Here is a 25358-nt window from a genome sequence, read left to right on the forward strand (position 1 = left end):
TTAGTTAGTCGTCTTTTTTACGGTTGCCGTAAAAGTATAGTGAATGATTAGTTATTTTGATGTCAAAAACCTCTTCGATGGTTTTTTTGATAGACTGAATGCGTGGGTCACAGAATTCTATAACTTCACCTGTATCTGTAAGGATGACGTGATCATGTTGTTTATCGAAGTATGACTTTTCGTAATGCGATTGATTTTGACCAAACTGATGCTTTCGAACCAATGCACATTCTAAGAGTAATTCAATTGTGTTGTAGAGCGTTGCACGACTTACACGATAGTTTTTGTTTTTCATTTTGATGTATAATGATTCAATATCAAAATGTTCGTCACTATTATAAACTTCTTGAAGTATAGCATAGCGCTCAGGCGTTTTTCTATGGCCTTTATCTTCAAGGAATTGTGTAAAAACACGTTTTACAATTTCCTGATTACTCTCTTCTGTTGTTGCATTCATAATTAAGGTGCAAATTTACATAAATTTTGTAGGATATGAGTTATTAAATATAGCTTTAAAATAGAAAAGAAATGAACAAGTTTTCAAGAATAATTTAAACCTATAGAATAGCTTAAACTCTAGTCACCTTATCTATACCATTAATTTTTTTGAGCTTATCAATAAGGTTTTTAAGCATGGTCTGGTTTTTAACTTCAACCGTGATTTTTCCCGTAAAAACACCATCGTCACTAGAAAAACTGATGCTTTTCATATTTACATGTAAGTTTTGTGAAATGAGTTTGGTAATATCGTTTACCAAGCCCAAATTATCAATTCCGGATAAAGTGATTTGCGATGTAAAAACTTGTTGGGACGAATCTATCCATTTTGCAGCTATGATTCTATAAGCATAGTTAGATTGGAGGCTTACCGCATTTGGACAGTTTTTTTTATGAACATTTATACCATCGTTTACGGATACAAATCCAAATACTTTATCACCAGGAATTGGGTTGCAGCAGTTGGCAAGAGAATAGTCTAATCGTTCTTCCTCCTTACCAAATACCAACATATCATACTTTGAGGTAATCTCATCCTTGTGTATGTCTTTTGGTACAGTTGGTTTATAGATTTTATTTTTAATATAACTTACAAAAGCGTTGCTACGTGACGATGCAAAAGCCTTAAGTTTAGTATTGTCAATGGTGCCAATGCCAACTCGGTAAAATAAATCTAAAGACGTACTGAGCTTAAAATAATTGACCAACTCATTAATCGATTTTTCATTTAAGGTAATTTTGAGTTGTTTAAGCTTTCGTCTTAATATTTCTTTGCCTTCCTCTGCAATTTCTTTTGTATGCGCATTTAGAGCCGATTTAATTTTACTACGAGCTCTCGCTGTTGTAGCGTAATCTAACCAGTTTACATTTGGTTTAGCATTCTCTGAGGTTAATATTTCTACACGGTCTCCACTTTGTAACTCGTGGCTTAATGGTACTAATTTACCATTTACCTTTGCTCCACGTGTTTTCATACCAACTTCGGTATGTATGCTAAATGCAAAATCGAGTGGAGTAGCACCTTTTGGTAATGATTTTAAATCACCTTTGGGTGAGAATACAAATATTTCTTTGGAATAGAGGTTGAGCTTAAACTGTTCTACAAAATCTACAGCATCTGCTTCATTATTTTCTAATGCTTCTTGTAAACGATTAATCCAAATGTCCAGATTATCCTCTTTATCATTTTCGTTTTTATACTTGTAGTGCGCAGCATAGCCTTTTTCTGCAATCTCATTCATACGCTCACTACGAATCTGAACTTCGACCCAGCGTCCTTTAGGGCCAACTACAGTAATATGCAATGCTTCATAACCTGTAGATTTAGGCGAAGAAATCCAATCTCTAAGTCTAATTGGGTTTGGAGTAAAATGATCTGTAACCACAGAATAAATCTTCCAAGCTATGAATTTTTCATTTTCCAAATCTGACTTGTAGATTATTCTTACCGCAAACTTATCATATACCTCTTCAAAGGAAACGCCTTGTTTTACCATTTTTCGTCTGATACTAAAAATGGATTTAGGTCGTCCTTTAATTTCATAGTTGAGCCCTTCTTTATTCAATGATTTTTCAATGACTTTAGAAAACGCTTTTATATAAGCATCTTGCTCTTCCTTACTTTCTTTTATTTTTTCTGCAATGTCATTGTAGACTTCTGGTTCGGTGTACTTAAGTCCTAAGTCTTCGAGCTCAGTTTTTATATTGTAGAGTCCAATTCTATGGGCAAGAGGTGCATATATATACAATGTTTCTGATGCAATTTTCACCTGTTTATCTGCTCGCATGGAATCCATGGTTTGCATATTGTGCAAACGGTCTGCTATTTTTATAATGATAACACGAACATCGTCGTTGAGCGTGAGTAACATTTTTCGGAAATTCTCAGCTTGCAACGAGACATCCATGTCTTTTTTTAAGGATGAAATTTTGGTCAACCCATCTACAATTCTAGCCACTGTTTCACCAAAAAGGCGTTCCATATCTGCTATGGTGTAATTTGGGTTGTCTTCTACAACATCATGAAGTAAAGCAGCAGCAATAGAAGTGGCATCTAAGCCTATTTCTTTTGCTACAATTCTTGCCACAGCAATAGGATGAAAAATATAAGCTTCACCAGATTTGCGACGCTGATCTTTGTGCGCATCAAGTGCAACCTCAAAAGCATGACGAATTAATTTCTTATCGTCTTCGCTCAAAGTCTGGTAACTTACCTTAAGCAATTCTTTATATGCTTTGGCAATGGCTTTGTTTTCTATTTCTATGGCTTCCTCAGTCATAGAACTAAAGTAGTGAAAGCTTATTTAATGTGCAATGGTTTTTTAGTAGTAAATTTTAGTTCTCCGTTACAGTTGCTGTGTTAGTTTCAAAATTATAGATAATTGTTGCGCTATTTCCAGCTGTGTTATTTATTGTTCCAGTTTCGTCCATAACTTCGTTCTGGTCTGATACTTTTGTTAGAGTAGCATTAACCCAACTAATATTACCTGTTACAGCTATAATTTTTACTCCAACAACTTTATATTCTTTTACTATTCTTGAGTCAAGTGTATAAGTGTCTGTACAACAATTTACTCCTGAATAAGTTTGAGCGTCCTCAACTAAAACATTATCTCCGTTTGTAGTCATATAAATGGCTTGGAATTCGAATGGCTCACCCATTGTAGTAGATTCTACTCTTATGGCAAGTTCATAATCTGGAAACTGGTTTAGATCAACTGTTGCGTTTTGATTTTTGCTAAAAGTTTCAATAAGTGTTCCTTCACCATTTATTTCTGTTCTCCATTTTAGGGTGGATTCATTAAGCTCCAGTATTTCTAAAATATAGTTTTCGAGTCCTGGGTCTGAATCGTCCCAGTTAATAGTTAAAAGATTTTCATTTTTTGTCCAATCTCCAAATTCAGAAATGTCTTCTCCGTTATTTCCTGAATTTTCATAAACAAATTCTACACGATTATCTGATGTAAATCTTAAAATACTATTATCAGGTATTCCAGAGTTATTTCCATTTAGTGTACTTGAAATTCCATACCACGTTCCTATTAAGTCATCGTTGTTTCCATTGTCATTTTCATCACTAGACGAACAAGATAAAATTATAATTCCGATAAAAATTGTAAGTAGTAAATTCAGTTTTTTCATTGGGTTGATTGGGTTTAAATTATTTAGTATCAAATTATCTGTTTTGGATCAATATTAAGTTATGTAGTAGTTATCTCACATAATGTCATGGCGAAATTCGGATTTTTATTTTAAAATGTCAAGTGCTATAATTTTTTTTTGAAGTATTATTCATTTTGATTTTAGTGGCGTTTTCCGCTTAAAAATTACACATATAAAAGGCGCTTTAATACCAATTTTTAGTGATTAGAGTTCTTGTTTATGTTTTTTAGTAGAGGTTATAAAATAAAAGGAAATTTGTAAATTTAGAAATCTAACCCTATTAAATATGAAAGTAGATTTAAACCCTTTTAAAAATATAGCACAATTTATCAAAATTAATAGTGGTAAAACCAATTTATGTGTTTTATTTCTGCTAGTTTCTAGTTATATGTTTGCACAGAATTTAGGTGTTGATTCCTCTGTTCCACCTCCTCCTTGCTATGCCAATGGTAATGTTGGTTTTGGTGGAGCAGTAGGTGAAGGACATTTTTTAACAACGGATCCTAATACTATTGTGTACTTTCATATGTCAACGTCTTCTAATCCTATGAATGATATTTTAGTATTATACATTGATACTGGTGCGCCAGGACGTAATGTCATTGACCAGAGTATTGATGATAGTGCAGACGCACACCGTATTGCCATAACAAATAGTAACGCTTTTGGTTTTGGTAGTGTTATACAATTTCCGCCTGGTTTTGAAGCTTCTTATGCTGTAGCTATCAATGTAGATTTTGCTGGTTTATGGGCAATACCAAATACAGGCTCTGTCGGCAATGGAGGTTTAAATTTTGTTACTGCAGTTAATTCTACATTAACTTCTAGTACGCAAGGATTTTACGATTTTGATTTTGGTTGGGCAGATATTGGCTTAACCGAAACAGATACGTTTAATTTTGTAGGAGTATATGTTAGCAACACAGGTTATTCGTCTGATGAAGGTTATGGTAGTGGTATTGTAAGTGGAACACAAGGCGCTGATAACATTACATTTAATGGTTATATTTCATTTCCTACTTGTAGCGAAACCTTAAGTGATGAAGATTTACAGGATGATGTTAGCGTAAATTATGTTAACAATCAGTTGTTTATTAAAGGCATTAATGATGTTGCTATAATACGAGTTTATGATATGCTTGGTAGAGAAATATATAAGAAAACCCATCAAGCACAAGATTCTGAACCTATTACTTTAACGCTAACTAAAAGTGAATTACAATTTATTGTCATTGAAAGTTCTGATAAAAAAAAGGTGCTAAAAGTTATTCCTAATTAGTTGTGCTTTATAGCTTTATTGACTGCAGGTTTATGTCATTTTTGTTTAACATGGGGAAATTTATCTCCTATTAAATTCAGTTTAATTCCAAATTCAAGATATGCTTTAAGACCGTCTAACACAGTTGTAAATCCGCCAGTATTATTCTTAATAGCTTCAATCAGGTCATTCCCAGTTTGTTGAAATCCATAATTCTTGATTACAACATAGGTGTTTTTATTGGATAATTCTGAGAACTCAAAATCTACTGTTGTTGAAGGGTTGCCCCATATGATTGATATTTTTTGATTCAGTATAAGCTCAATGACCTTTATTTTATCAGAAACACCATACATTTCCCATTCCCAAGTAATACTTTTTTCTTTTTCAAGAATTCCACTTGATTTTGTAAACCAAAACTTGGTTGTGATTTTTGGGTCAACAAATGCTTGAAACACTTCCGAAATCGGTTTTCTTATCATCATTTGGCATTCAACAATTGGTTTTTCTGTTTTATCCATTTTTCAAATCAGATTTTATTTTTATTTAACTTAAAACTAGCGGTCTGGTATTACTACAGTTAAGTTGGGTTTGATACTAATTTAGTTAAAAATTAAGAATGTTTGGCACTAAAGAGGATTCCCTAAAAGGAAAGCCTGAAACAATTACAGTTAGATTGTTTTAGTAGGCTTATTTGGTTTCAAAAACCAAAGTTAAGACCTAAACTTATGGTTGACGCGCTTCCTCCTTTTTCATTAATGTTAGAGTAAGAACCAATAAATGCAAATTTTTCTTTTAGATTATAAGTTATATTTGGTCTAAAATAAAATCCACCTCCTTCATTAATTGTGTTTGCACTAATTCCATATCCAATATCTGTTCCTAGTGTAAACTCTTTTGAGATATCAACCCGACTAGCAATGGCAATTGGTATATACACATCAGGAATAGAACAAAAGAAACAGTTAGAACCACTTGTATAATTTCCATCACCTAAGAAAACCAGAACACCTGTAGTAGGTCCAATAGTTATGTTATCTGATACATTCCATAAATAATAAAAATTGCCTAAGAGTGTATAAGAAAAGTATTCACGCGAATCACCTGTAGTAGGTCCAATTCCAACTTCAATTCTAAAACCTTTTTGTGCATTTATAGAGGAAATAAATAACAACGCTATAATAGTCATAAAAATTAATCTCTTTTTCATAGCAGTTAGTTTTATTTTGATATCTGTACGTTTGTTCTGCCTGCAGGTTAGGGTTTTGCGTATGGTTAGGTCGGTGAAAATGAGCTATGATGGGCGACTGTAACTTAAAGATAGCAAATTGCAATGAATTTTAATCAGAAATTCAACAGCAATACGCTGTAAATATTACTTTGTGTATTATTTGTTTTACTAAATGTAAAATTTATTTGTCATTTAGTTTTATTTGTTTTACATTTGCTCAGAATCAAAACCTGTTTTATTATGAAACTAAATTTTTTATTTCAGAATAAGTTTAAAAAAATTGGGTGGTTTATTCTTATTCCTTCTGCAATTATTGGTTTAATAACACTCATCTATGATTATGAACCAAGTTTTTTCGATTTTAATGTTCCTGCAATTTTTGTAGGTGAAATACTTTCTGATGGTAAAAAAACTTTTAGAATGGTTAATAATAATGTTTTAAATGAAATTCTAGGCGTTTTAATTATTATCAGTTCTTTATTAGTTGCTTTTTCAAAGGAAAAGTCTGAAGATGAATATATTTCTAAAATAAGATTAGAGTCTTTGGTTTGGGCTGTCTATTTTAATTATGCTATTCTTTTATTATCATTTATGTTTATTTATGATTTGTCTTTTTTATGGGTTATGATATTCAATATGTTTACAGTCTTGTTATTTTTCATTGTTAGATTTAATTGGCAAATTTCCAAACTAAAAAAATCAGCTTATTATGAAGAATAGTATAAAAGTCGAAAGAGCAAAAAAGAATATTACACAAGCTGAATTAGCTAAATTGGCAAAAGTTAGTAGGCAAACAATAAATGCAATGGAATTGGGTAAATATGTTCCGTCAACAGTTTTAGCTTTAAGGTTAGCTCAAATTTTTGAAGTCGAAATAAGTGAAATCTTTACTTTGGAGGATTCTGATTGGGATTAGGTAGAATTAATGCCAGCGGTCTCCGCTATGAATGTTTGTAATTGCTTATAGTTATTATTGTAATCAGTTATTTTCTAGTTTGGCAAAACTTTCTAATTCTATAAAAATCTCTGGTTTTTATTTTATTAAAAATTTTATTGCTTTATATCCAGACTTTTCAGGAAGATGCTAATTTTTTCTAAATATATTTTTCTTTGGTCTAGCCAACCGTAATGACCGCATTTGTCTATAAAAAAAATGGTTGATTTAGAAAATACTGAATTTGTTCTATATGCTATTATATCCGGAAGTATATCTTGCTTACCCTGAAGAATAAGTACAGGTTTGTCAAATGATTTAAGCCTATTCTTACAATCAAAATTTATTGCACGCATATCATTCCAAACCATTCGATTTAGCTCAGTATTTCCTTGCATTAAACGATTTGCTACGGTCGGTATATGCTTTTTATCGTAAACATAGGCAGAAGCTAAAACCGAATTGTACTTAAACCTGTTTGAATAATTATTTTGATTTAACATTTTTGTTCTCCAAAATTGAAGAGAGTCTATTTCTTGGTTTGTTAGTCTAGCATAAAGGTTCTCTTGAGCATTTTCTAAAAGATGCAAATCCAAACCTCCTGAAGAAGAATGAATCATAGCAAGTACCTTTTCAGGATATATTGATGTGTAATAATTAGCTAACATCCCTCCAAAAGAATGACCGAACAAAATCCATTTGTCGATACCCAGATCTTTTCTGATGGACTCAATATCAAGAGCCATTTGTCTCATAGATATGGTGCTGGTGTCAATTTTTTTTAAGGTAGATTTTCCTGTGCCTCTTTGGTCAAAAAGTATGGATTTATATCCTAAAGAAGATAATTCCGTTGCAATATCCTTAAATCCTTCACTACTAAAACCTGGTCCACCATTAATGATTAGAATTGGTTTTCCATCACCAATAGTTTCATAATACAACACACCATCCTGTGTTTTGAGAAAGTGCGATTTTTGACCAAAACATGTCAAAGTGCTAAAAAGTAAGTATAATATTTGTACTGCTATTCTCATTTGCTAATTGATTACTATGTTCTCGTGCAACTATCTGTTACAGATAAATATACGGAGTTTTTGGCTTAGTACTGAAGTTAATAATTCTCCGCATGTGTTGGACTACGTCTAAATCTATTCAGAATAACGGTTATGCCTTCTTGGTACCACTTATTTATATTTCCAGTTATTTAAGATATCAGCTATTTCCTTTCCAACCTCCGTTTTTAAACGAGTCGATAATTCCAAATCAGAAAGTATTTCGGTTTTGCTTAAATCTGTGTTAATTAAAAATTCATGTAACTTTATTAAAATATCACTTTTATTGGAGTCAATTATTGACTTTGCGTTTTGATAGAATTGCATTTGATACCATTCATAATTTTGTGGAGACAGTTTCTTAACATATTTTTCCTCAAAGTCTTTAAGGGTTTTAAATTCAGCCATTTTATCTCCAGATTGAATTACAAATTCTGGATAGGTATCCATTAATTCAAAAGAAAAATTAGATGCCTCTTTTACAAAAGAATACATACTCATTGTAGCAAATAATTCTTGTAGCCACTTTCTTTGCGGTTTAGTTCCTTCTTTAAAATGATAAAGATGAGCTAATTCGTGAATAGATAAAGTCTCTCTGTAAAAGAGGTCCAAATCAATTTCCTCTCCGTAAACTGGTTTTAGTGAAGCCCAATATTGTTCAGGTAGTTGAGTTATCATTTTTTCTACCTCTTGTGAAATTACGGATTTGTCTAATCCGAGTATTACATTTCCCTTTCCTGCTTGTGGTAAACCTGGAGGTGGAAAATAAGCATGATTGTTCCATTCTTTATTTTCAATGAATAGAACCGCAAAGTCTAAATCTGTTTGAAAAATTTTATCAAAGTATAGTTTAGCATTGTTTAAGTTGTTTAGAGTTTCTGCTGTAGTTTTAATAGAATCATTAGAAACCAAAGTTTTAAAAGAATAATCTGTTTTTAGTTCTATTAATCCACTATGAATAGAAGTGTCAATCCAAGCCTCTTGACAGTGTAATTGAGTTGTTAAACAACAACTAAAAATTGCAATTAGATTCGTTAAAATTGTTTTTTTCATGGTTACTGTTTAGTTATGCTACGGTTTTGTAAATGTTTAATGGCGTGTGTAAGCACTTAAATTTAGCAAATATTCACGAATCAGAGGAATTACTGAAGGGAATTTCGAGCCTATCTAAACCTGTATTAATAATACACGTTGCTGAATGTAGTTTCTTACTTTTTAATAATCTCATTATTGGATTTTATAGTTTTATAATCATTTTCAAACATTCTCATAACGTCATTAGAGGGTGGTTTAATTTCATACTCAGAATCACTATTTTTCATTATTTTTCTTATGTCTTGTGCTTTTTTATTCTTCCAAAAACCAGCTTTAGTAAATCCTATTGCACATATTTGACCATCTTGTTTAAATGTTTGTCGATGGTAAACCCATTTTTCATCAAAGCCTTCAATGACAAGTGTTATATCAAATTTTTTAAAAATTTTCAATGGCTTTTTGTAAATTATTTTTTGTGACGCTAGTACACCAAACATTCCTTTTTTTACAGTTTTATCATATAGTTTTGACCTAAATACAATTTCATACCTAATAAGATCCATGTAATAGAAATATTTTGAATTTGCCATAAATCTAAAAGATTCACAATCCAATAAATTTACTCTCCTTGTTCGAGTTAATTCAGAAGCGGGTTTAATTTTTTTCCAGAAAAATCTTGATCCAATGAAGATATAGATCATATGTAACCAATAATAAATCATTTTAAGAGATTTAGTTTTGCAGGTTGCTTACTTGTTCAGGATGGGGTCAATATAGTCGCTAACGGTCTCGGCTTTGAGTAATTGTTTGGCTTAGCAGTTAACTTTGCAAGTGCACTCTAAACTGAAAATCTGCGAAACACAATGGAAGCGAACTGGCAAAAGCAATTATAAGAAGTAGACAAAAACGGTACCATTAAATATAGCTAGTGTGGTAATACGCTTACTTTTTCCGCCTCAGAGCTATTCCACTAATTAAAAAAGTTACTCCAAGTAAAACCAGAAAAAACTTAAACCAACCTGGATTGCCATAAATATCTGTAAATTCTATTACGAGATACAGTACTAACGAAAGCCCAGCTAGAATTAAATAATTTGTTGACTTTTTCATTTATGGTATTTTTATGAGCTACAACATGTCTGTATATAGTTTGTTACCTGGTTAAACTACTAATTTAGGAAATAAAAACAAAACTAAAAATCCACGAAGTCAAGAGCATAGCAAACAAGCGAAAACAATTTTTTTAGAAGTAAACGAGTACGCTACCATTACTTATAGCTAGTGTTGTGCTTTCGTTATTTTTTAAGATTTAATCATTGGTAATCACAATTATTTTTTCGACTATATTTTGCAACCTTTCCAAAGTCATTTTATAATTTACTACTGCCCAACCAAGATTATCTAAATGATTTTCAAATTCAATATCATTAAATAAATCTACATAATTGACTTTAAATTTTGATTTATCTTCCCACTTCATTAATGAATATTTATCTATGTTTCTCATAGAAGCTTTTTTAGTTAAATATGGTAAAACTAAATTTTGATTAAAATCATCTAATGTTTGCCAAGATTCTTCTTTTTCATTCAATTCCGCTGACCATTCTAATAACATTGTTTTTAAGGAATCTTTAGTTATCAGTTTTAAATTTCCAGTAGCCAAAATTTCAGTTAATGAATTTTGCGTAGGGCTATAATCGTAAACATCAATAGACTTTGCAATTAAACTATCAATATTTGTTTTATTTAATTCGTCTGAAGAAAATTGCATAAATGACATAAGTCGTCTTATAGATTTATCAGTTTCTTCATACTGGATTCGTAAATCATTAAGCTTAAGAAGGTTGTTTTTAAATTCCGTATTGAGATTTTTCATCATCACTTTCTCTAAACTTGCATTGTCGCGTTGTTCTTTCCAGCTATTAACTTGAAATGCTAATAAAATCCCAATCATTACCAGTGCAATCTCGCCAATTGCATAAATAAGATATTTACTGAACTTATTTTCAGAGAGTAGTTTTTGTCGAATTTTTCTAAAGAATTTTATCATTTGGTTGGTGGTTGGTCATAATGAAGGCTATTGGTTTTGTGTATAGTTTGTTGCGAGTTTAAGTAACTAATTTAGCAAACAAAAACGAACGCGAGAAAAGTCCGAAAGAATTTTTCAAATAATTGCAGGCTGAAGCAATTAATTATTCATGTTGTTGTATAGCGTTTTCTTTTTGTTTCCATTCTATTTCATCCATTAGCATTTCAAATAACTTGAAAATATTTGATAAACTTGAGAAATTTTTTTTTCTTATTTCACCTTCAAAAATCAGAGATTTGCCTTCCAATTTAATTCTTGGATTTCTACTATCCATTAAATATTGAGTTTCAATACTTTCGAGTAATAATTCTGAGTATTTGCTTTTCTTTCCAGAAAAATTATATGTGTCAGATCTACTTAGAAAAGTAAGGAACTTAGATTTAGTTAGTGAACAACTGGAAAAATCAGTTTTCAAATCCGTTTTCCTTGAATTTAGATTTATTCTAATATGTTTTTTATTCCATTTCACAAAAGCCTTCACTATCCATTTATTATAACTTTTAGAAAATGTAATTTCTCCCTTGAGAAGAGTTTTCATCGAATTAATAATTGGTTCAGTAAATTTATGTTTTTCTTCCAAGTCAGAGTTTTTCAAATGTTACACAACGAGTTTGTATATAGCTATTTGCGTGTTTAAGTAACTAATTTAGCAAACAAAAATGAACGCGAGAAAAGTCCGAAGGAATTTTTCAAATAATTGCTTGCTAAAGCAATTAATTAGTCACGTTATTGACTAATATTTATTATAGGTAATTGAAAAATAGTTCTACAAAAATACCAAGGATAGCACTGAGGACAGCCGCTAAAATAGATAAGCGTTTTAATTTAAAAGTGTTTGTAAATGCCAACCATAGACATAACAGAGCACAAACCGATAATATTATAGTTCCATACAAAGGTACGATGCTATTAAAAATCCCTATTTGATTAAAAATGGGATCTAGCAAAGCCGTAAAACCAAAAAGAGCTAAAGTGAAATTTGTCTTTTTATGTCCAATAAATAAGTAATAACTTGCAATTAGTAGTTCTACACTTATGGCTAAAGGACCAAATTGGTTATAATATTCTCTTTTAAAATATGCCTCGAAACCTTGGGGAAATTCAATCTTAATTATAAAGGCAGTACTTAGAACAATTCCGATAATAAAAAGTAATAATGCAATTGTCTTTCTTTTTTTCATGAGGTATTGCTAAATGTTTGCAACGTGTTTGTGTAAGCGTCAGTAACGGGAAAATGTGCTAATATTTTCCGCTGACGCACGTAATTTAATAAATAAGCATGAAATTTCGATAAGGAATTTCCACCATTATTGCGTTTACATGGTGTTGATGTGTCGTTTTTTATTCCACAAACACAGTTATTAATTCCTTATTAGACTTGTTGCTCAAAATATCATTTATAAATTGCTCTATTATTTTAAGATGCTTTATGTAACTTATTAAGTTATTCTTGAATACTTCTTTATCTGCCTGAACAATTTTATCGTCTATGAAATATCTCGAATAGAATGCGGATAAATATGCATTATGATGAAATTCAAGTTTTGTAGATACAAATGTTTTTTGCTTGAAGGATAGATTGTCAAAAACAGAAAATGGTTCTTCTTCTCCTGTAGCGGCACAAAACAATGCAGGAAATGGATAAGTGGCTTTTTTCACAAAGATTTTTTCATATAACTCTGGCCACATATCTTTTATAATTTTCTTGTCTTTTTTAAACTCTAAAGTTGTTTCCAATGAAACTATTCCTTTTATAGAATTGTTGTTGTTAAAGGTTCTCAAACCCATTTGCGCACCCCAACTATGTCCAATGTAAAATATGTCTTTTGAATTGGTCAATGAATGGGCAAAATCAAGAATGAATTTTAAACTTTCCTCACTTTCATTTTGTACAAGCTTATCAAACGGTATAAGTCCAAATGTTGTGTTTTCAAAAGGAAGGTGAAAGTTTGAAGCCACAAAAATGAACCCTCTGGAAGCAAAGTATTCTGCCATAACATAGTTGTCAAAAGAGCAGCTTTGCGAGCCATGATGATAAATTATTACAGGAAATTTTGAAGATTTCTTAATTTCTGAACGAATGCTTTGAGTTTTAGTTTTTTCAACCAATTCTAAAATTTCATTATGCGAAAAATTTCCAAAATCACTTTTTTCAAACGTATTTAGATTTGTAGAGATAAAATCCTGGATAAAAATTTCTTGGATGTTTTTTTTGAGTTGATTATGTATTTCCGATAAACTTGTATCTGTTTCAAATTCAAACAAATCGTTAACTGAAAGTCTGTTTTCTAGGTTGCTTTTTTGTTTAATCGGATGCCAAATTTGTACAAAATAGGGTTTACTTCCATTATAGTTATAGGCTTTGTAGGTGAATTTTGAGTCGAATAAAAGTGTGTCTTTGAATCCAATTTCATGTTTTCCCAATTTTACATAATCATATATTGTTTCCTGTGAGTTAGCTGTAAAAGCTAGGGCTATTATTATATAAAAAAGAAAAAAGGCTTTATTCATTAACTGTGGTTTTAATTTTTACTAACCGTCAACGTATATGTATATGGAAAGTTGCGTGTTTGGTCAACTAATTTAGTAAACAAAAACGAGCGCGAGAAAATTGCAACGGAATTTTACAAGTAAGCACGTAAATAGCAATTAATTATACTTGTTGTTGTACGCTGGCTTTTATCTTAAAAATTTAATTTTCGGATTGTAAATTATATCACTTCCATTACTAATTCTTAATGTATTTAGTAATATGAAAATCAAATTTATAAAGTACATAACTCCAATAAATATAAAAATCCTGCTTAGAGTTAAACTTTCTAATATTCCAATTTGTGAAAAGAGAAACCATAAAAAAGGAATAAAAAACAGAAGTATTGTCCAAGTTATCTCAAAATTGATTAGATCTTTTCCTAATTTATTGATGTTTTTGATTTTTCCTTTTCGTGATGTCCATAATATGAATGGTATTAAAATTCCAAGTATAGGAAAGAACAGAAAAGTTAGGGCTGAGAGATTTAGAAACGTTAAATATTTTTTGTCCTCTTTTATAGACCAATCAATTAATTCATCTGGATTTACATTCAATGCATTTGATAATCGTTTGAGTGATTCACCAGTTGGATTTGTCTCTCCATTTTCAATGCGTTGAATAGTTCTCAAACTCAGTCCTGATTCTTCGGATAGAAACTCTTGGGACATCCCTTTTTGTTTTCTTAATTCTTTTATTCTTAGTCCTAAGAGATTTTTATTCATCTTCTAAAGTATTAGCTTTTTTTATCTCATTTTTTCTATTGCTCATAAATGCAATTGTTATTGAGCCTAATATAAATCCAGGTATAATTTGTACCAGTGACCCATAACCTATATGATTTAATAGAGCTTGTCCAAAATTATTAAAATATAATCCATAATGCGTGCCTATTTCCCAGTTAGTGTCAATCCACCAAAACAACGCAACAGGAAACCTTGAAATTGGTGAATAAATTAGCAAACTCAACAATAGTAAAAGATAGGCATGTTTTGTATTATATAACTTTGTTCCCCAATAAATTGCAAATGCTAATGTTAGCCAAAGCAATCCAATAAAAAAAATGGCACTATCAGGTAATCCAATAAGTTCAAGTGAGAAGCGAATTGGTGTTAAAATTAATGCTATTATTATTGGAATTTTGGCGAGTTGAAAAGCTCGATAAACTGTTGATTTTTGATTGATGTCAGCTTCTGTTTCCATTAATATAATTATGATTAAATGTCTGAAACAAAAGTAAAACAGTAGCGTGGACATTGATGTCGTCATGTTTATGACATTATTACGTCATCTATGTTCAATATGAGAAGAATCAATAAAGCATAACTTATTTTTCAGCTTGCGTAACGGTCTCTTATAACCGTTACGGGTTTTAAGTTACTTTTTTCGGTCAAGCACTGTATTTAGCAATTCCGAGTGGATTTGGACGTAGTCGAATCCGCCGACCAAGCGTAGCGACCGATGAACACCTTAAAAAATATTAAACTGTGAATAAATTGCGGTTATACATTGTTGCCCACAGTTATTTTTCCATTCGGCTAAATTCAATTCGTTCAGATTCGCAATTACCTAAATCAGTTCTTCCCCAAACGTACTCAGTTATATTTTCACAATCAACGTAAATTTTTCCGTTTTTAATTGTCAAATTCTTAAGTTTTGGTCTTTCAGAAGGTAAAAAGTTGCTTTCCAATTCGGTAATCAATATTTCATTCTCTCTAACATCAATAGTTCCGCTTAAAGACATTTCACGATTTTGTTTTTCCGCAAGAGTTTCTTCAGATATTTCTATTGGCCATTCATCTAACACAAAGAATTGTATTGAGTCCATTTCGGAACTTATCCAAAGCCCATAGAACAAATCATTATTTTCCGCTTTAAACTGTCCTCCGTTTTTGAATTCCACTTCCTTACAATTTTGAAATAATAAAGTCAGTAGTAATAAAGTTAAAATTCTTTTCATATGAGATTTGTGCTAATTGTGGGCAACGTCCGCGCAGCTATGCGCAGTTTTGCGAAGTTGAAAATAGTGAAACATTTTCACTTTGTGAAATTGCGTATAGCTGACTGTTCTGCGGCGTCCTCGCCGAAGGGCAGGCAGCGTAGCTGCGCGGACGTTCGGCGGTATTTGGTCCGATAGGATCGGATGCCGCCGAACGGTTACGTATAAGAATAGTGCGTAGTTTGAGTGCGAGGATTTTCCGAAGGAAAATCAGATGCAAGCAAACAAGCACTAACTTTTGATTTAGGAATAAACTTACGCATTATTTTTATACAATGTTAGCAAACGTTTTTTAATTTTTTCCGATTATTCTCCACTCAGTATCGATGTCCTTTTGAGCAGAAAAAGTTTTTTCTTTATATTTTTTTTCGCCTTTCAGTAGTAAAGTCAGAGTTGCATTTCCACTTTTTCCACTACTATCCATTTTCGAACTAATTGTTCCAATTGGTAGAGCAACAACATTGTTTATCTGTCCGATTTCATTTATCAATTCCGTGTTGTTTTTTACGTGATTTTCTATTGTTTTAAAAGCGTCAGAATTATTGAAAATCAAGTTTATTAATGCAAACATACCAATGCTTAAAAAAATAAATGCCTTTCCAATTATCAGTACGATATTTGATTTGGATTCGGATTTTCTTTTTTTTGATTCAGAGTTTAAAACAAAAAATATTCCAATTAAAAATACAATTCCGCTTAAATACAAACTTTCCCAAAAGAAATAGATTGGAATTATTCGGCAAATTATTCCGTAAATGAACATGACTAATGCAAAAAAGAAAGTCAGTTTAGATGTTAAATTAATTCTTTGTAGGATTTCCATTTAAATGTTTGCTAACGGTGTTGTATATGAAAAGTAGCGGGTTTTACTCACGGACTTTTCGGTTTGGTACAGTCCTTAAATTTATAAAATTCATTTTCGATTAAGCGCTTAAACCGCTATTTTTTATATACGTTGTTGTACGCTGGCTTTTTTCCATTTTCTATTATTCTACATTGTTCAAATTCCATTTTGGGATAAGCTTCATTTGCCCAATCACTTAACAACTTTAAAACGGGTAAAAGTCCAACTGCTTTTTCGGTTAATGAATATTCAACTCTTGGTGGAATTTCAGCAAAGGACTGTCTTAAAAGTAATCCATCATTTTCCAATTCTTTCAATTGATTAGTCAGTACTTTTTTTGAGATTGTAGGTATAAGTGCATTTAACATTCCAAATCGCATAGAACCATTAGATAGTAAATATAAGATAATCGGTTTCCATTTGTTTCCAATTATGTTCATCGTATGCACAAGGGAACAAGCATTCGGGTTGTCTATATATTTTCTTGCCATTAGTTACTTTTTGGTTACCACTATTTGTTCAATTGAAAACTAAATAGTTTCTTTTTTAAACTAATATTAGTTTCTTTGCGATACAAATGTAATTAAAATTTTAAAATGAAAAATATTTTTATAATCAACGGTCATCAGAAATATCCATTTTCTGAAGGAAAATTAAACGCAACTTTAACTGAAAAAGCGGAAAGCTACTTTAAGAGCAATGGTTACAATATCAAGAAGACTACAATGGAAGATAATTATGATGTCAATGAAGAAATTGAAAAATTCAAATGGGCAGATGTGGTCTTTTTTCAAACACCATTGAACTGGATGGGTGTAAGTTGGTCTTTTAAAAAATACATTGATGAAGTATTTTCAATGGGTATGATGGGCGAAATGTCTGATGGTGATGGAAGAAGTAAAGAAGCACCCAAGAAGAATTACGGTTTAGGTGGAAAGCTAAAAGGAAAGTATATGATGTCTGTAACCGCTAATGCACCTAAAGAGGCATTTAATAATCCAGAAGAAATATTTTTTAATGGAATAAGCGAAGATGAGCTTTTAAAGCCAATGCATCTTAATTTTAAATGGTTTGGTTTTGAACCTTTACCAACTTTTATGGCATATGATGTAATGAAAAATCCAGAAATAGAGAATGATTTTATTCGTTTTGAAAATCATTTGAAAGCAAACTTTTAAAGTATTTATTATGAATAGACCAACACCAAAACATACAGCACCAGATTTAAAGTTTCCATTATTAGATGGAAATCAATGGGTTTTAGCAGACCAAAATCCAGACAATTTTACTTTGGTTGTTTTTTATCGTGGGTTACATTGTCCACTATGCAAAAAGTATTTACAACAATTACAAGAATTGCTACCAGAATTTGAGCAAAGAGGCGTTAATGTTGTAGCTGTAAGTATGGATACCGAAAAGAGAGCTAGACTTTCTCGTCAAAAGTGGGAATTGTCTAATCTTACTTTGGGCTATGGTTTATCTGAAAAATCAGCAAGAGATTGGGCTTTGTATTTAAGTGCAGGTGTAAAAGATGGTGAACCAAGTGAATTTAGTGAACCAGGATTATTTTTAGTTGACAATAGTAATCAAGTTTATTATTCAGCTATAAACAGTAACCCTTGGGGAAGACCATATTTGCCATCTTTTGTGAAAGCTGTAGATTACATCGTTCAGTCAGGCTATCCTGCAAGAGGTGAAGTGCTATAAATGTGTGATATGGATATAAAAACAAAAGAAAGATTGATAAAATTGGCAGAAGAAGAAATCCCAATTCATAAACATTTTGGATTAAAAGTTGAAATTGTAGAAAAGGATTTCATTAAAGTACGAGTGCCATTTAGAAAAGATTTAGTCGGTGATATTCGCACTAATCATTGGCACGGTGGAATTATTGCTACAATTTTAGATTCCGTTGGTGGTGCTATAGGGATTGCCAATTTCAATTCATCAGAAGATAAACTGTCAACAATAGACTTGAGAGTAGATTATTTGAGATTTGCAGATGGAAATGATTTAGTTTTTGAAGGAAAATTGGTCAGAATGGGAAATCGAATAATGGTGACCAAAATGAAAGCATTTCAAGAGGATGTATTAGTAGCCGAAGGAAAAGGTGTTTATAATTTTATTCGAGCGTGATTTTCAGCTTGCGTACAACGTCCGCGCAGCTATGCGCAGTTTTGCGAAGTTGAAAATAGTGAAACATTTTCACTTTGTGAAATTGCGTATAGCTGACTGTTCTGCGGCGTCCTCGCCGAAGGGCAGGCAGCGTAGCTGCGCGGACGTTCGGCGGTATTTGGTCCGATAGGACCGGATGCCGCCGAACGTTAGTATATGTAAACTTAGCATTTTTTGTAACTATATACAACTGAATTGATTAGGTTATCCATACTTATTGTTAATCTGCGCTATAACCTCTCAATAAAGAGTTATGCCACACTTTTATACATTTCATTAAGAGCTAAAAGAGTATAGCAAAACTATTAATACTATGTATATGCAACGTTAAATGTGTTTATTTCTGTAAATTCCTTACACGTTCCAAAAGCGTAGGATGCGAATAATGCATAAACACATAAGCTTTGTGTGGTGTTAAATTGCTAAGGCTGTTTTTAGATAGTTTTTTTAATGAAGTAATCAACGGCTCGGCTTTGTAGGTGTTTTTGGCATAATTATCTGCTTGGTATTCAAAAACACGCGAAACGTAATTCATTACCAAACCTGTAAGTTCTGAAATAGGTGAGTAGAGCAAACCAAAGGCAATTAAGCCAACATGAAAACTGGGTTGTTCTACACCTATGGCATTAGATAGCAATGGGTTGGAAATAAAAACAGATAGTATGTAAAGCGTTAATCCTGTAAGTAGTATTGAGGTAGTTAAATTAAAAATAATGTGCTTGCGCTTGTAGTGCCCAACTTCGTGAGCTAATACGGCAACAATTTCTTCATCGTCTAAATCATTGACCAGAGTATCGTAAAGGGTAACACGTTTTTCGTTTCCAAAGCCAGAAAAATAAGCATTGGCTTTGGTGCTGCGTTTAGAACCGTCGATAATAAAAATTTTATTCAAACTAAAACCAACAGACTCCGCATATTCCGAAATTTTGTTACGTAACTCTCCTTCTTCTAAAGGCGTTTGTTTATTAAATAATGGCACAATGAGTTTAGAGTAAAACATATTCATAAACACGGTAAAAAGCGTTACAATTCCCCAAGCATAAAGCCAAAATTGATTTCCGGTAAGTTGGTAAAACCAAATAATCAATGCTATAATACCACCACCTATAATTACCATCATCAGCAAGCCTTTTAGCTTATCTAGTACAAAAGTCTTTTTCGTGGTTTTATTAAACCCAAAACGTTCTTCAATTACAAAGGTTTTGTAATAAGAAAAAGGTGTGGTAATAATGTCGCTGGCAATCATAATAATCCCGAAGAAAATTAAGCCTACAATTATTGGGTTTTCAGAATAGCTTCTGGCAATATTATCTACAAATTCAAATCCATCTAAAAACAGAAAAGCTAAAGTTAATACCAATGAAAACAAAGATGACCAAATGCCAAATTTGTAATTCACAGCTTTGTATGCTTGCGATTTTTTGTAGTCGTCTTGGTCATAAACATCGCTTAATTCTTCAGGAATAGGATCGTTATAATGTTTTGCATTTATAGCATCAAGGATTTTGTCTTTGATAAAGTTGATGATTATTATGCCTATGATGATGTAGAAAAGGGTCTGTGCGTTCATTATTTTATAGTTAGTTGTCATTGCGAGCGAAGCGTGGCAATCTGTTTGTAGCTTTTGGTATTTTTATGAGACTGCTTCGTACCTCGCAGTGACGTCTTGTTTTGGTATTTGCTTTTTAGTTTTTGTTATTTGCGAAATTTTCAGAGAAAATTTCGTTGTCGTTTGGCTTCAAAAATAAGAATTCCTGCTGCAACAGAGACATTCATTGAGTCAATAACACCTTGCATTGGTATGCTTATGTTCTGTGTTGCGGCTTCTCGCCATTCTTGGGTTAATCCTGTAGCTTCTGTGCCAACAACAATGGCTGTTGGTAAGGTGTAATCTTGCGAATGATAAGGTTCTGACTCTTGCAGTATTGCCGAAAAAATATTGAAATTATAATGCTTTAAAAACGCTATAGCTTCCGTTGTACTTGCCATGGCAATTTCGGTAGTAAACACACAACCAACACTAGAGCGAATAATATTAGGATTGTATAAATCTGATTTTGGATTGGCAATAATCACAGCATCTACATTAGCTGCATCTGCTGTTCTTAACAAAGCACCTACGTTACCAGGTTTTTCAGGTGCTTCGGCAACTAAAATTAACGGATTTTTAGATTGAAGTTTTAAATCTTCAAGCTTATGATTTTTAGATTTTACCACAGCAATAACACCTTCAGTAGTATCTCTATGTGCTAATTTTTGAAATACCTCTTTTGAGATTTCAATAATCGTAATACCATAACTGCTCATGGCTTTGGCTTCGCTTTCAGAAAACAAATCAGGAAAAAACAAAAGCGTTTCAATCTTATAACCGCCTTTTATGGCTAAGGACAATTCGCGTTTGCCTTCAATTAAGAATTGCTCAGTTTTTTTGCGCTCTCTGGACTTATCTTTTAATAGAACGAGTTGTTTAATTAATGGGTTTTGAGGACTGGTTATTGATTTTATCATATATTTGAGAGTCTATCTATAAGTGCAAATTTAAACCTTATATTATTAAGCCATTTAAAATAACTTATGAGACGCAACCATTTTACCTTTTTGTTATCTACAGAATGTAACTATCAAACCAACCAACTATGAATCAAAAATTACTCAACGCTTTTTTTATATTATTTACAGTTCTAGCATCTTTTGCTCAAGTGGCTAATGGTCCTCAAGTTTTAGAAGTTTGTGATGATGGCAATAATGATGGATTTTCTCAGTTTGATTTAAGTGTTTTAAACCAGCAAATATTAGGATCTCAAAGTCCTAATGATTTTGACATATCTTATTTTGAGTCACAAACAAATGCAGTAGCAGATGTAAATCCTTTACCAGTAAATTATTCAAATACAACCAATCCACAAACGATATTTGCTAGAGTAACTGATATTAATTCTGGTGATTATGCAATAACAGAAGTCACATTAATTGTTAATGTTTCTCATGAAGTTGATTTAGGGGATTTTAGTATTTGTCCAGGTAGCTCAGTTATATTAGATACAAATTTAGATAGTACATCTTACAGCTTTATTTGGTATTTAGATGGTTTTTTTATATCAGAAGAAGATCAGCCATCTATTATCGTAAATCAGCCAGGAATCTATCAGGTTCAAGTTTTTAATGTTGTAACAGGTTGCTTAACAGAAGATACCAGTATTGTTTCAGATGGAGCACCGACGCTTACCACACCGACACCATTGTTTGTTTGTGACGAGGATATGGATGGTTTTGCATTATTTGATCTTACAACAAAAGATGCTGAGATATTAAATGGTCAAGTAGATATGATTATAACGTATCATGAAACGCAAAGCGATGCTGATAATGGAGTCAATGCTTTAGTTTCTCCATATACTAATAGTGCTCAATTTAGCCAAACTATCTTTGCTAGAGTAGAAAATACTGCAGGTGATTGCTTTTCAACAATAAACTTTGATATTGTTGCAGAAAATTGTCCTGCCAACCCAAATGTTGTTGTTGACGATACAACCTATACGGTTAACGAATTGGTAGAGGATGTTTTGTTAGCAGGTCAGTGTAGTCAAGTTTTTAATATTACTTACTCAACAGGTACTAATTTTGGTACTTTACAGCCTAATGGTATAGGTTATTTTTCTAATTCTGGTAATGATTTTCCATTTACCGAAGGTATCGTATTATCTAATGGTAGTGCAAGTGATGCTGCAGGACCAAATGATAGCAATCACAGTAGTGGAAGTAATCAATGGCCGGGAGATGTAGATTTAGAAGCTACAACAGGTATTCAGTCTACTAATAATGCAACTCTGATAGAGTTTGATTTTGTTCCAGTTGTTAACGAAATCAATTTTGAGTTCATAATGGCGTCTGAAGAATATGATGGATCAAATTTTGAATGTACTTTCTCTGATGCTTTTGCCTTTTTACTTACAGATGCACAAGGCAATACAACCAATTTAGCTGTTTTGCCAGGAACACAAACACCTATTTTAGTAACAAATGTACATCCACAAAATGATTCATGCGCAGCCGTAAACGAAACATATTTTGGTGGTTATATTCCTGAAAATGCACCTCCTATTGGTTATAACGGAATGACTACGGTTTTCACTGCACAAGCACCAGTTGTTATTGGTGATTCTTACCATATTAAATTAGTTATTGCTGATGCATTAGACTCTGCATTTGACAGTGCTGTATTTTTAAAAGCTGGTAGTTTTGATGTAGGTGAGCTGTGTAATGATATTGGTTTAATTAATGTTAAGGCTTTTAATGATACTAACAGTAATGGACTATTAGATGCTGGAGAAACCGATTTTACAAATGGCTATTTTACCTACGAAAAAAATAATGATGGTGTTATAAATGAAGTTAATACTTCTATTGGTAATTTTTCAGTTGTTAGTACAGATGAAAATGATACTTACAGCATATCGTTTAATGTGTACGATGAGTATTCCAGTTGCTATACACAAACCATAAGTTCATTTGATGCGGTAAGTGTTATGAATGGAGATATTATTACGCTAGAATTCCCTATAACAGATAATTTAGTTTGTGAAGATTTGGCGGTTTATTTACTGAGTGCAGCAGGCTCTCCACGACCAGGTTTCGATTACGAAAATCAAATCGTAATAGAGAATATGGGTTCCACAACTATTGCCTCTGGTACAGTTGAGTTTACTTATGATGAGTTATTAACTTTTAATAGTGTAACAGGACTTAACCCAAATTATACAGTTACAGCTACAACAAATGGCTTTACTATAGACTTTGTGAATTTAGCACCTGGTGAAAGTGAGGTTGCAGACGTGTCTTTACATTGTCCAGCAAGTGTAAATTTAGGAGAATTAATTACCAACACAGTCAATTACACAACAGATACTAACGATTTATTTGCAAGTAATAATACGTCGTCAGTGGCTGAAGTAGTTATTGGCTCTTACGATCCTAATGACAAGATGGAGTCTCATGGACCAGAAATTGTATATGATGATTTTATAACCTCTGATGAATATTTGTATTATACAATTCGCTTTCAAAATGTGGGTACAGCAGAGGCTATATTTGTTAGAATTGAAGATGAGTTAGATACTATGTTAGACGAAACAACATTCCAAATGTTGAGATCTAGCCACGATTATCAAGTAACACGAACAGGTACAAGTTTAGAATGGTATTTCGAAAATATTGATTTACCAGCAGAGCAAGACGATGAAGAAGGAAGTCATGGCTTTGTATATTTTAAAATTAAGCCAAAGCCAGGATATTTGGTTGGCGACGTAATCCCGAATTCAGCTGCAATTTATTTCGATTTTAATGCGCCAATAATAACAAACACCTTTAATACAACTTTTATAGAGCCACTTTCTGTTGATACTTTTGAAAGTAATGGTTTTACGATGCATCCAAATCCTGCAACAGATAATGTGGTTATTGCGCTTAATAATGTAACTAATGCTAATCTAAGAATTTACGATGTTCAAGGAAAAACCATAATTATGGATGCTGTGCATACACCAACAGCAATTGAATTTAATGTAGCTTCATTAAAATCGGGTCTATACTTTGTTGAGGTTTCTGCGAATAATACATCCAAAGTTCAAAAATTAATAGTTAACTAAACTTAAAAGAAATCATAAATTAAAAAGCTTCAGATTATTTCTGAAGCTTTTTTGTAATGCCTTATGTTTGATTACGTCAAAGACAGCAACTAAAAACCATTTCATGAAAAAAATAGTATATGTAGTTCTTGTAGCAGTTTTAATTTCTGCTTGTAAGAATGAAACCAAAACCGAAACAACCGTTGTAAATGAGGTGTCTAAGGAAGACATCACTACAAGTATTTATCCAGAAACCATAACGAAAATATTCAATGCACATGGAGGCATTGACCAATGGAATAAAATGCAAACATTGTCCTTTACGATGGAAAAACCAGAAGGAAAGGAAGTGACTACAACACATCTAAAAACAAGAGCTGAGCGAATTGACACACCTACCTACACATTAGGTTATGATGGAAACAATCTTTGGCTTGACGAAAAAGATGGCAATGAGTACAAGGGCAGACCTTGGTTTTACAAAGGATTGATGATGTATTTCTACACCATGCCATTTATAGTTGGTGATAATGGTATTATTTATGAAGAAGCTGAACCTCTAACTTTTGAGGGAAAAACATATCCTGGACTATTAATTTCCTATGAAGCGGGAATTGGTGTCTCTCCAGACGACCAATATATTATCTATTATGATGCTGAAACAGGCCAGATGCAATGGTTAGCTTATACAGTTACATTTGGTAAAAATGGTAAGAGTAAGGAGTTTAAATTCATTCGTTATAATAATTGGCAAACCGTAAATGGATTAGTAGTACCAAAAAGCGTAGATTGGTATAAATATGAAAATAGCGTGCCAACAGAAAAGAGAAATACAGTTGAGTTTATGGATGTTGTACTTTCTGAAGATGCACCAGATAATGCAATGTTTTCAAAACCCGAAACTGCAAAAGTTATAGAGCAATAATT

The 25358-nt window shown here is 32.1% G+C and carries 28 protein-coding genes; 8 read left to right on the forward strand and 20 right to left on the reverse strand.

All coding sequences use genetic code 11. From position 1 onward, the window contains the following. Positions 1-4: 4 nt before the first annotated feature. From ACFFGA_RS12570 to ACFFGA_RS12580, 3 genes are all read right to left on the reverse strand, one after another. Positions 5-457 (reverse strand): Fur family transcriptional regulator, encoded by a 453-nt coding sequence (locus ACFFGA_RS12570; protein WP_386064570.1) that lies wholly within the window; start codon positions 455-457, stop codon positions 5-7. A gap of 112 nt (positions 458-569) precedes the next feature. After that, the gene (locus ACFFGA_RS12575) at positions 570-2777 is read right to left on the reverse strand and encodes a RelA/SpoT family protein (RefSeq protein ID WP_386064571.1); all 2208 of its coding nucleotides are present in this window, start codon (positions 2775-2777) and stop codon (positions 570-572) included. Positions 2778-2832: 55 nt separating this feature from the next. After that, a complete protein-coding gene (locus ACFFGA_RS12580; RefSeq protein ID WP_386064573.1) occupies positions 2833-3639 on the reverse strand; it encodes a hypothetical protein in 807 nt (268 codons plus the stop codon). 307 nt (positions 3640-3946) lie between these two features. Between ACFFGA_RS12580 and ACFFGA_RS12585 the strand changes: the two genes are divergently transcribed. Then, positions 3947-4939, forward strand: coding sequence for a hypothetical protein (locus tag ACFFGA_RS12585; RefSeq protein ID WP_386064575.1), 993 nt, complete (start codon positions 3947-3949; stop codon positions 4937-4939). A 35-nt stretch (positions 4940-4974) separates the two neighbouring features. On the opposite strand, the gene ACFFGA_RS12590 is transcribed toward ACFFGA_RS12585, so the two are convergent. Together ACFFGA_RS12590 and ACFFGA_RS12595 are read right to left on the reverse strand one after the other, a co-directional pair. Further along, entirely contained in the window at positions 4975-5439 is a 465-nt protein-coding gene (locus ACFFGA_RS12590) for an SRPBCC family protein (protein WP_386064577.1), read from the reverse strand. Between the two features lie 179 nt (positions 5440-5618). Continuing rightward, entirely contained in the window at positions 5619-6128 is a 510-nt protein-coding gene (locus ACFFGA_RS12595; RefSeq protein ID WP_386064578.1) for a hypothetical protein, read from the reverse strand. Positions 6129-6389: 261 nt separating this feature from the next. Here ACFFGA_RS12595 and ACFFGA_RS12600 point away from each other — a divergent pair, with 261 nt between their 5' ends. Beyond that, the gene (locus tag ACFFGA_RS12600; RefSeq protein ID WP_386064580.1) at positions 6390-6869 is read left to right on the forward strand and encodes a hypothetical protein; all 480 of its coding nucleotides are present in this window, start codon (positions 6390-6392) and stop codon (positions 6867-6869) included. Further along, entirely contained in the window at positions 6859-7065 is a 207-nt protein-coding gene (locus tag ACFFGA_RS12605) for a helix-turn-helix transcriptional regulator (protein WP_386064582.1), read from the forward strand. The genes ACFFGA_RS12600 and ACFFGA_RS12605 overlap by 11 nt, the downstream gene beginning before the upstream one ends. A gap of 134 nt (positions 7066-7199) precedes the next feature. On the opposite strand, the gene ACFFGA_RS12610 is transcribed toward ACFFGA_RS12605, so the two are convergent. The 13 genes from ACFFGA_RS12610 to ACFFGA_RS12670 all read right to left on the reverse strand — a co-directional run bounded on the left by ACFFGA_RS12610 (position 7200) and on the right by ACFFGA_RS12670 (position 17123). Continuing rightward, a complete protein-coding gene (locus ACFFGA_RS12610; RefSeq protein WP_386064584.1) occupies positions 7200-8117 on the reverse strand; it encodes an alpha/beta fold hydrolase in 918 nt (305 codons plus the stop codon). A 150-nt stretch (positions 8118-8267) separates the two neighbouring features. Next, a complete protein-coding gene (locus tag ACFFGA_RS12615) occupies positions 8268-9188 on the reverse strand; it encodes a hypothetical protein (protein WP_386064586.1) in 921 nt (306 codons plus the stop codon). Between the two features lie 155 nt (positions 9189-9343). Beyond that, positions 9344-9892: an acyl-CoA thioesterase gene (locus tag ACFFGA_RS12620; RefSeq protein ID WP_386064588.1), complete on the reverse strand. Its 549-nt coding sequence runs from the start codon at positions 9890-9892 to the stop codon at positions 9344-9346. Positions 9893-10112: 220 nt separating this feature from the next. Beyond that, on the reverse strand, positions 10113-10280 hold the full coding sequence (locus ACFFGA_RS12625; protein ID WP_386064590.1) for a hypothetical protein: 168 nt from the start codon (positions 10278-10280) through the stop codon (positions 10113-10115). Between the two features lie 199 nt (positions 10281-10479). Beyond that, a complete protein-coding gene (locus ACFFGA_RS12630; RefSeq protein WP_386064592.1) occupies positions 10480-11220 on the reverse strand; it encodes a DUF6090 family protein in 741 nt (246 codons plus the stop codon). 142 nt (positions 11221-11362) lie between these two features. Next, complete coding sequence (locus ACFFGA_RS12635) at positions 11363-11854, reverse strand: hypothetical protein (RefSeq protein ID WP_386064594.1); 492 nt, start codon at positions 11852-11854, stop codon at positions 11363-11365. 148 nt (positions 11855-12002) lie between these two features. Further along, positions 12003-12440: a hypothetical protein gene (locus tag ACFFGA_RS12640; protein WP_386064595.1), complete on the reverse strand. Its 438-nt coding sequence runs from the start codon at positions 12438-12440 to the stop codon at positions 12003-12005. A 160-nt stretch (positions 12441-12600) separates the two neighbouring features. Next, positions 12601-13770 carry an alpha/beta hydrolase family protein gene (locus ACFFGA_RS12645; RefSeq protein ID WP_386064597.1) on the reverse strand — a complete coding sequence of 390 codons (1170 nt, stop codon included), beginning with the start codon at positions 13768-13770 and terminating at the stop codon, positions 12601-12603. A 168-nt stretch (positions 13771-13938) separates the two neighbouring features. Continuing rightward, complete coding sequence (locus ACFFGA_RS12650; protein ID WP_386064598.1) at positions 13939-14514, reverse strand: helix-turn-helix domain-containing protein; 576 nt, start codon at positions 14512-14514, stop codon at positions 13939-13941. Beyond that, positions 14507-14992, reverse strand: coding sequence for a hypothetical protein (locus tag ACFFGA_RS12655; protein WP_386064600.1), 486 nt, complete (start codon positions 14990-14992; stop codon positions 14507-14509). Before ACFFGA_RS12655 ends, ACFFGA_RS12650 begins: the two co-directional genes overlap by 8 nt. A 319-nt stretch (positions 14993-15311) precedes the next feature. Continuing rightward, positions 15312-15749, reverse strand: a complete 438-nt coding sequence (locus ACFFGA_RS12660) for a hypothetical protein (RefSeq protein WP_386064602.1) — start codon at positions 15747-15749, stop codon at positions 15312-15314. 331 nt (positions 15750-16080) lie between these two features. Next, a complete protein-coding gene (locus ACFFGA_RS12665; RefSeq protein WP_386064604.1) occupies positions 16081-16611 on the reverse strand; it encodes a hypothetical protein in 531 nt (176 codons plus the stop codon). Positions 16612-16727: 116 nt separating this feature from the next. Further along, a complete protein-coding gene (locus ACFFGA_RS12670; RefSeq protein ID WP_386064605.1) occupies positions 16728-17123 on the reverse strand; it encodes a winged helix-turn-helix transcriptional regulator in 396 nt (131 codons plus the stop codon). A 105-nt stretch (positions 17124-17228) separates the two neighbouring features. On the opposite strand from ACFFGA_RS12670, the gene ACFFGA_RS12675 reads away from it, so the two are divergent. From ACFFGA_RS12675 to ACFFGA_RS12685, 3 genes are read left to right on the forward strand one after another with little or no spacing between them, the layout of a single operon-like run. Then, complete coding sequence (locus ACFFGA_RS12675) at positions 17229-17810, forward strand: NAD(P)H-dependent oxidoreductase (RefSeq protein ID WP_386064606.1); 582 nt, start codon at positions 17229-17231, stop codon at positions 17808-17810. Between the two features lie 10 nt (positions 17811-17820). Continuing rightward, the gene (locus tag ACFFGA_RS12680) at positions 17821-18339 is read left to right on the forward strand and encodes a peroxiredoxin-like family protein (protein ID WP_386064608.1); all 519 of its coding nucleotides are present in this window, start codon (positions 17821-17823) and stop codon (positions 18337-18339) included. After that, a complete protein-coding gene (locus ACFFGA_RS12685) occupies positions 18340-18768 on the forward strand; it encodes a hotdog fold thioesterase (RefSeq protein ID WP_386064609.1) in 429 nt (142 codons plus the stop codon). Positions 18769-19144: 376 nt separating this feature from the next. Here ACFFGA_RS12685 and ACFFGA_RS12690 read toward each other — a convergent pair whose 3' ends face one another. Together ACFFGA_RS12690 and ACFFGA_RS12695 are read right to left on the reverse strand one after the other, a co-directional pair. Further along, positions 19145-20377, reverse strand: coding sequence for a M48 family metallopeptidase (locus tag ACFFGA_RS12690; protein WP_386064610.1), 1233 nt, complete (start codon positions 20375-20377; stop codon positions 19145-19147). A 140-nt stretch (positions 20378-20517) separates the two neighbouring features. After that, the gene (locus ACFFGA_RS12695; RefSeq protein WP_386064612.1) at positions 20518-21315 is read right to left on the reverse strand and encodes a TrmH family RNA methyltransferase; all 798 of its coding nucleotides are present in this window, start codon (positions 21313-21315) and stop codon (positions 20518-20520) included. A gap of 128 nt (positions 21316-21443) precedes the next feature. Here ACFFGA_RS12695 and ACFFGA_RS12700 point away from each other — a divergent pair, with 128 nt between their 5' ends. Continuing rightward, the gene (locus ACFFGA_RS12700) at positions 21444-24452 is read left to right on the forward strand and encodes a DUF7619 domain-containing protein (RefSeq protein WP_386064613.1); all 3009 of its coding nucleotides are present in this window, start codon (positions 21444-21446) and stop codon (positions 24450-24452) included. Positions 24453-24555: 103 nt separating this feature from the next. Next, positions 24556-25356 carry a DUF6503 family protein gene (locus ACFFGA_RS12705; RefSeq protein WP_386064615.1) on the forward strand — a complete coding sequence of 267 codons (801 nt, stop codon included), beginning with the start codon at positions 24556-24558 and terminating at the stop codon, positions 25354-25356. Positions 25357-25358 lie beyond the last annotated feature (2 nt).

The sequence above is a fragment of the Winogradskyella pulchriflava genome, from assembly GCF_042434315.1.
Lineage (GTDB): Bacteria > Bacteroidota > Bacteroidia > Flavobacteriales > Flavobacteriaceae > Winogradskyella > Winogradskyella pulchriflava.

What these genes read in the sequence shown, in the direction of transcription:
- ACFFGA_RS12580 (WP_386064573.1), bottom strand. Translation starts at nt 3,639, where the DNA reads ATGAAAAAACTGAATTTACTACTTACAATTTTTATCGGAATTATAATT.
- ACFFGA_RS12625 (WP_386064590.1), bottom strand. Translation starts at nt 10,280, where the DNA reads ATGAAAAAGTCAACAAATTATTTAATTCTAGCTGGGCTTTCGTTAGTA.
- ACFFGA_RS12630 (WP_386064592.1), bottom strand. Translation starts at nt 11,220, where the DNA reads ATGATAAAATTCTTTAGAAAAATTCGACAAAAACTACTCTCTGAAAAT.
- ACFFGA_RS12620 (WP_386064588.1), bottom strand. Translation starts at nt 9,892, where the DNA reads ATGATTTATTATTGGTTACATATGATCTATATCTTCATTGGATCAAGA.
- ACFFGA_RS12585 (WP_386064575.1), top strand. Translation starts at nt 3,947, where the DNA reads ATGAAAGTAGATTTAAACCCTTTTAAAAATATAGCACAATTTATCAAA.
- ACFFGA_RS12680 (WP_386064608.1), top strand. Translation starts at nt 17,821, where the DNA reads ATGAATAGACCAACACCAAAACATACAGCACCAGATTTAAAGTTTCCA.
- ACFFGA_RS12650 (WP_386064598.1), bottom strand. Translation starts at nt 14,514, where the DNA reads ATGAATAAAAATCTCTTAGGACTAAGAATAAAAGAATTAAGAAAACAA.
- ACFFGA_RS12695 (WP_386064612.1), bottom strand. Translation starts at nt 21,315, where the DNA reads ATGATAAAATCAATAACCAGTCCTCAAAACCCATTAATTAAACAACTC.
- ACFFGA_RS12705 (WP_386064615.1), top strand. Translation starts at nt 24,556, where the DNA reads ATGAAAAAAATAGTATATGTAGTTCTTGTAGCAGTTTTAATTTCTGCT.
- ACFFGA_RS12605 (WP_386064582.1), top strand. Translation starts at nt 6,859, where the DNA reads ATGAAGAATAGTATAAAAGTCGAAAGAGCAAAAAAGAATATTACACAA.
- ACFFGA_RS12600 (WP_386064580.1), top strand. Translation starts at nt 6,390, where the DNA reads ATGAAACTAAATTTTTTATTTCAGAATAAGTTTAAAAAAATTGGGTGG.
- ACFFGA_RS12660 (WP_386064602.1), bottom strand. Translation starts at nt 15,749, where the DNA reads ATGAAAAGAATTTTAACTTTATTACTACTGACTTTATTATTTCAAAAT.
- ACFFGA_RS12670 (WP_386064605.1), bottom strand. Translation starts at nt 17,123, where the DNA reads ATGGCAAGAAAATATATAGACAACCCGAATGCTTGTTCCCTTGTGCAT.
- ACFFGA_RS12590 (WP_386064577.1), bottom strand. Translation starts at nt 5,439, where the DNA reads ATGGATAAAACAGAAAAACCAATTGTTGAATGCCAAATGATGATAAGA.
- ACFFGA_RS12655 (WP_386064600.1), bottom strand. Translation starts at nt 14,992, where the DNA reads ATGGAAACAGAAGCTGACATCAATCAAAAATCAACAGTTTATCGAGCT.
- ACFFGA_RS12640 (WP_386064595.1), bottom strand. Translation starts at nt 12,440, where the DNA reads ATGAAAAAAAGAAAGACAATTGCATTATTACTTTTTATTATCGGAATT.
- ACFFGA_RS12570 (WP_386064570.1), bottom strand. Translation starts at nt 457, where the DNA reads ATGAATGCAACAACAGAAGAGAGTAATCAGGAAATTGTAAAACGTGTT.
- ACFFGA_RS12665 (WP_386064604.1), bottom strand. Translation starts at nt 16,611, where the DNA reads ATGGAAATCCTACAAAGAATTAATTTAACATCTAAACTGACTTTCTTT.
- ACFFGA_RS12690 (WP_386064610.1), bottom strand. Translation starts at nt 20,377, where the DNA reads ATGAACGCACAGACCCTTTTCTACATCATCATAGGCATAATAATCATC.
- ACFFGA_RS12675 (WP_386064606.1), top strand. Translation starts at nt 17,229, where the DNA reads ATGAAAAATATTTTTATAATCAACGGTCATCAGAAATATCCATTTTCT.
- ACFFGA_RS12615 (WP_386064586.1), bottom strand. Translation starts at nt 9,188, where the DNA reads ATGAAAAAAACAATTTTAACGAATCTAATTGCAATTTTTAGTTGTTGT.
- ACFFGA_RS12610 (WP_386064584.1), bottom strand. Translation starts at nt 8,117, where the DNA reads ATGAGAATAGCAGTACAAATATTATACTTACTTTTTAGCACTTTGACA.
- ACFFGA_RS12595 (WP_386064578.1), bottom strand. Translation starts at nt 6,128, where the DNA reads ATGAAAAAGAGATTAATTTTTATGACTATTATAGCGTTGTTATTTATT.
- ACFFGA_RS12575 (WP_386064571.1), bottom strand. Translation starts at nt 2,777, where the DNA reads ATGACTGAGGAAGCCATAGAAATAGAAAACAAAGCCATTGCCAAAGCA.
- ACFFGA_RS12645 (WP_386064597.1), bottom strand. Translation starts at nt 13,770, where the DNA reads ATGAATAAAGCCTTTTTTCTTTTTTATATAATAATAGCCCTAGCTTTT.
- ACFFGA_RS12700 (WP_386064613.1), top strand. Translation starts at nt 21,444, where the DNA reads ATGAATCAAAAATTACTCAACGCTTTTTTTATATTATTTACAGTTCTA.
- ACFFGA_RS12685 (WP_386064609.1), top strand. Translation starts at nt 18,340, where the DNA reads ATGTGTGATATGGATATAAAAACAAAAGAAAGATTGATAAAATTGGCA.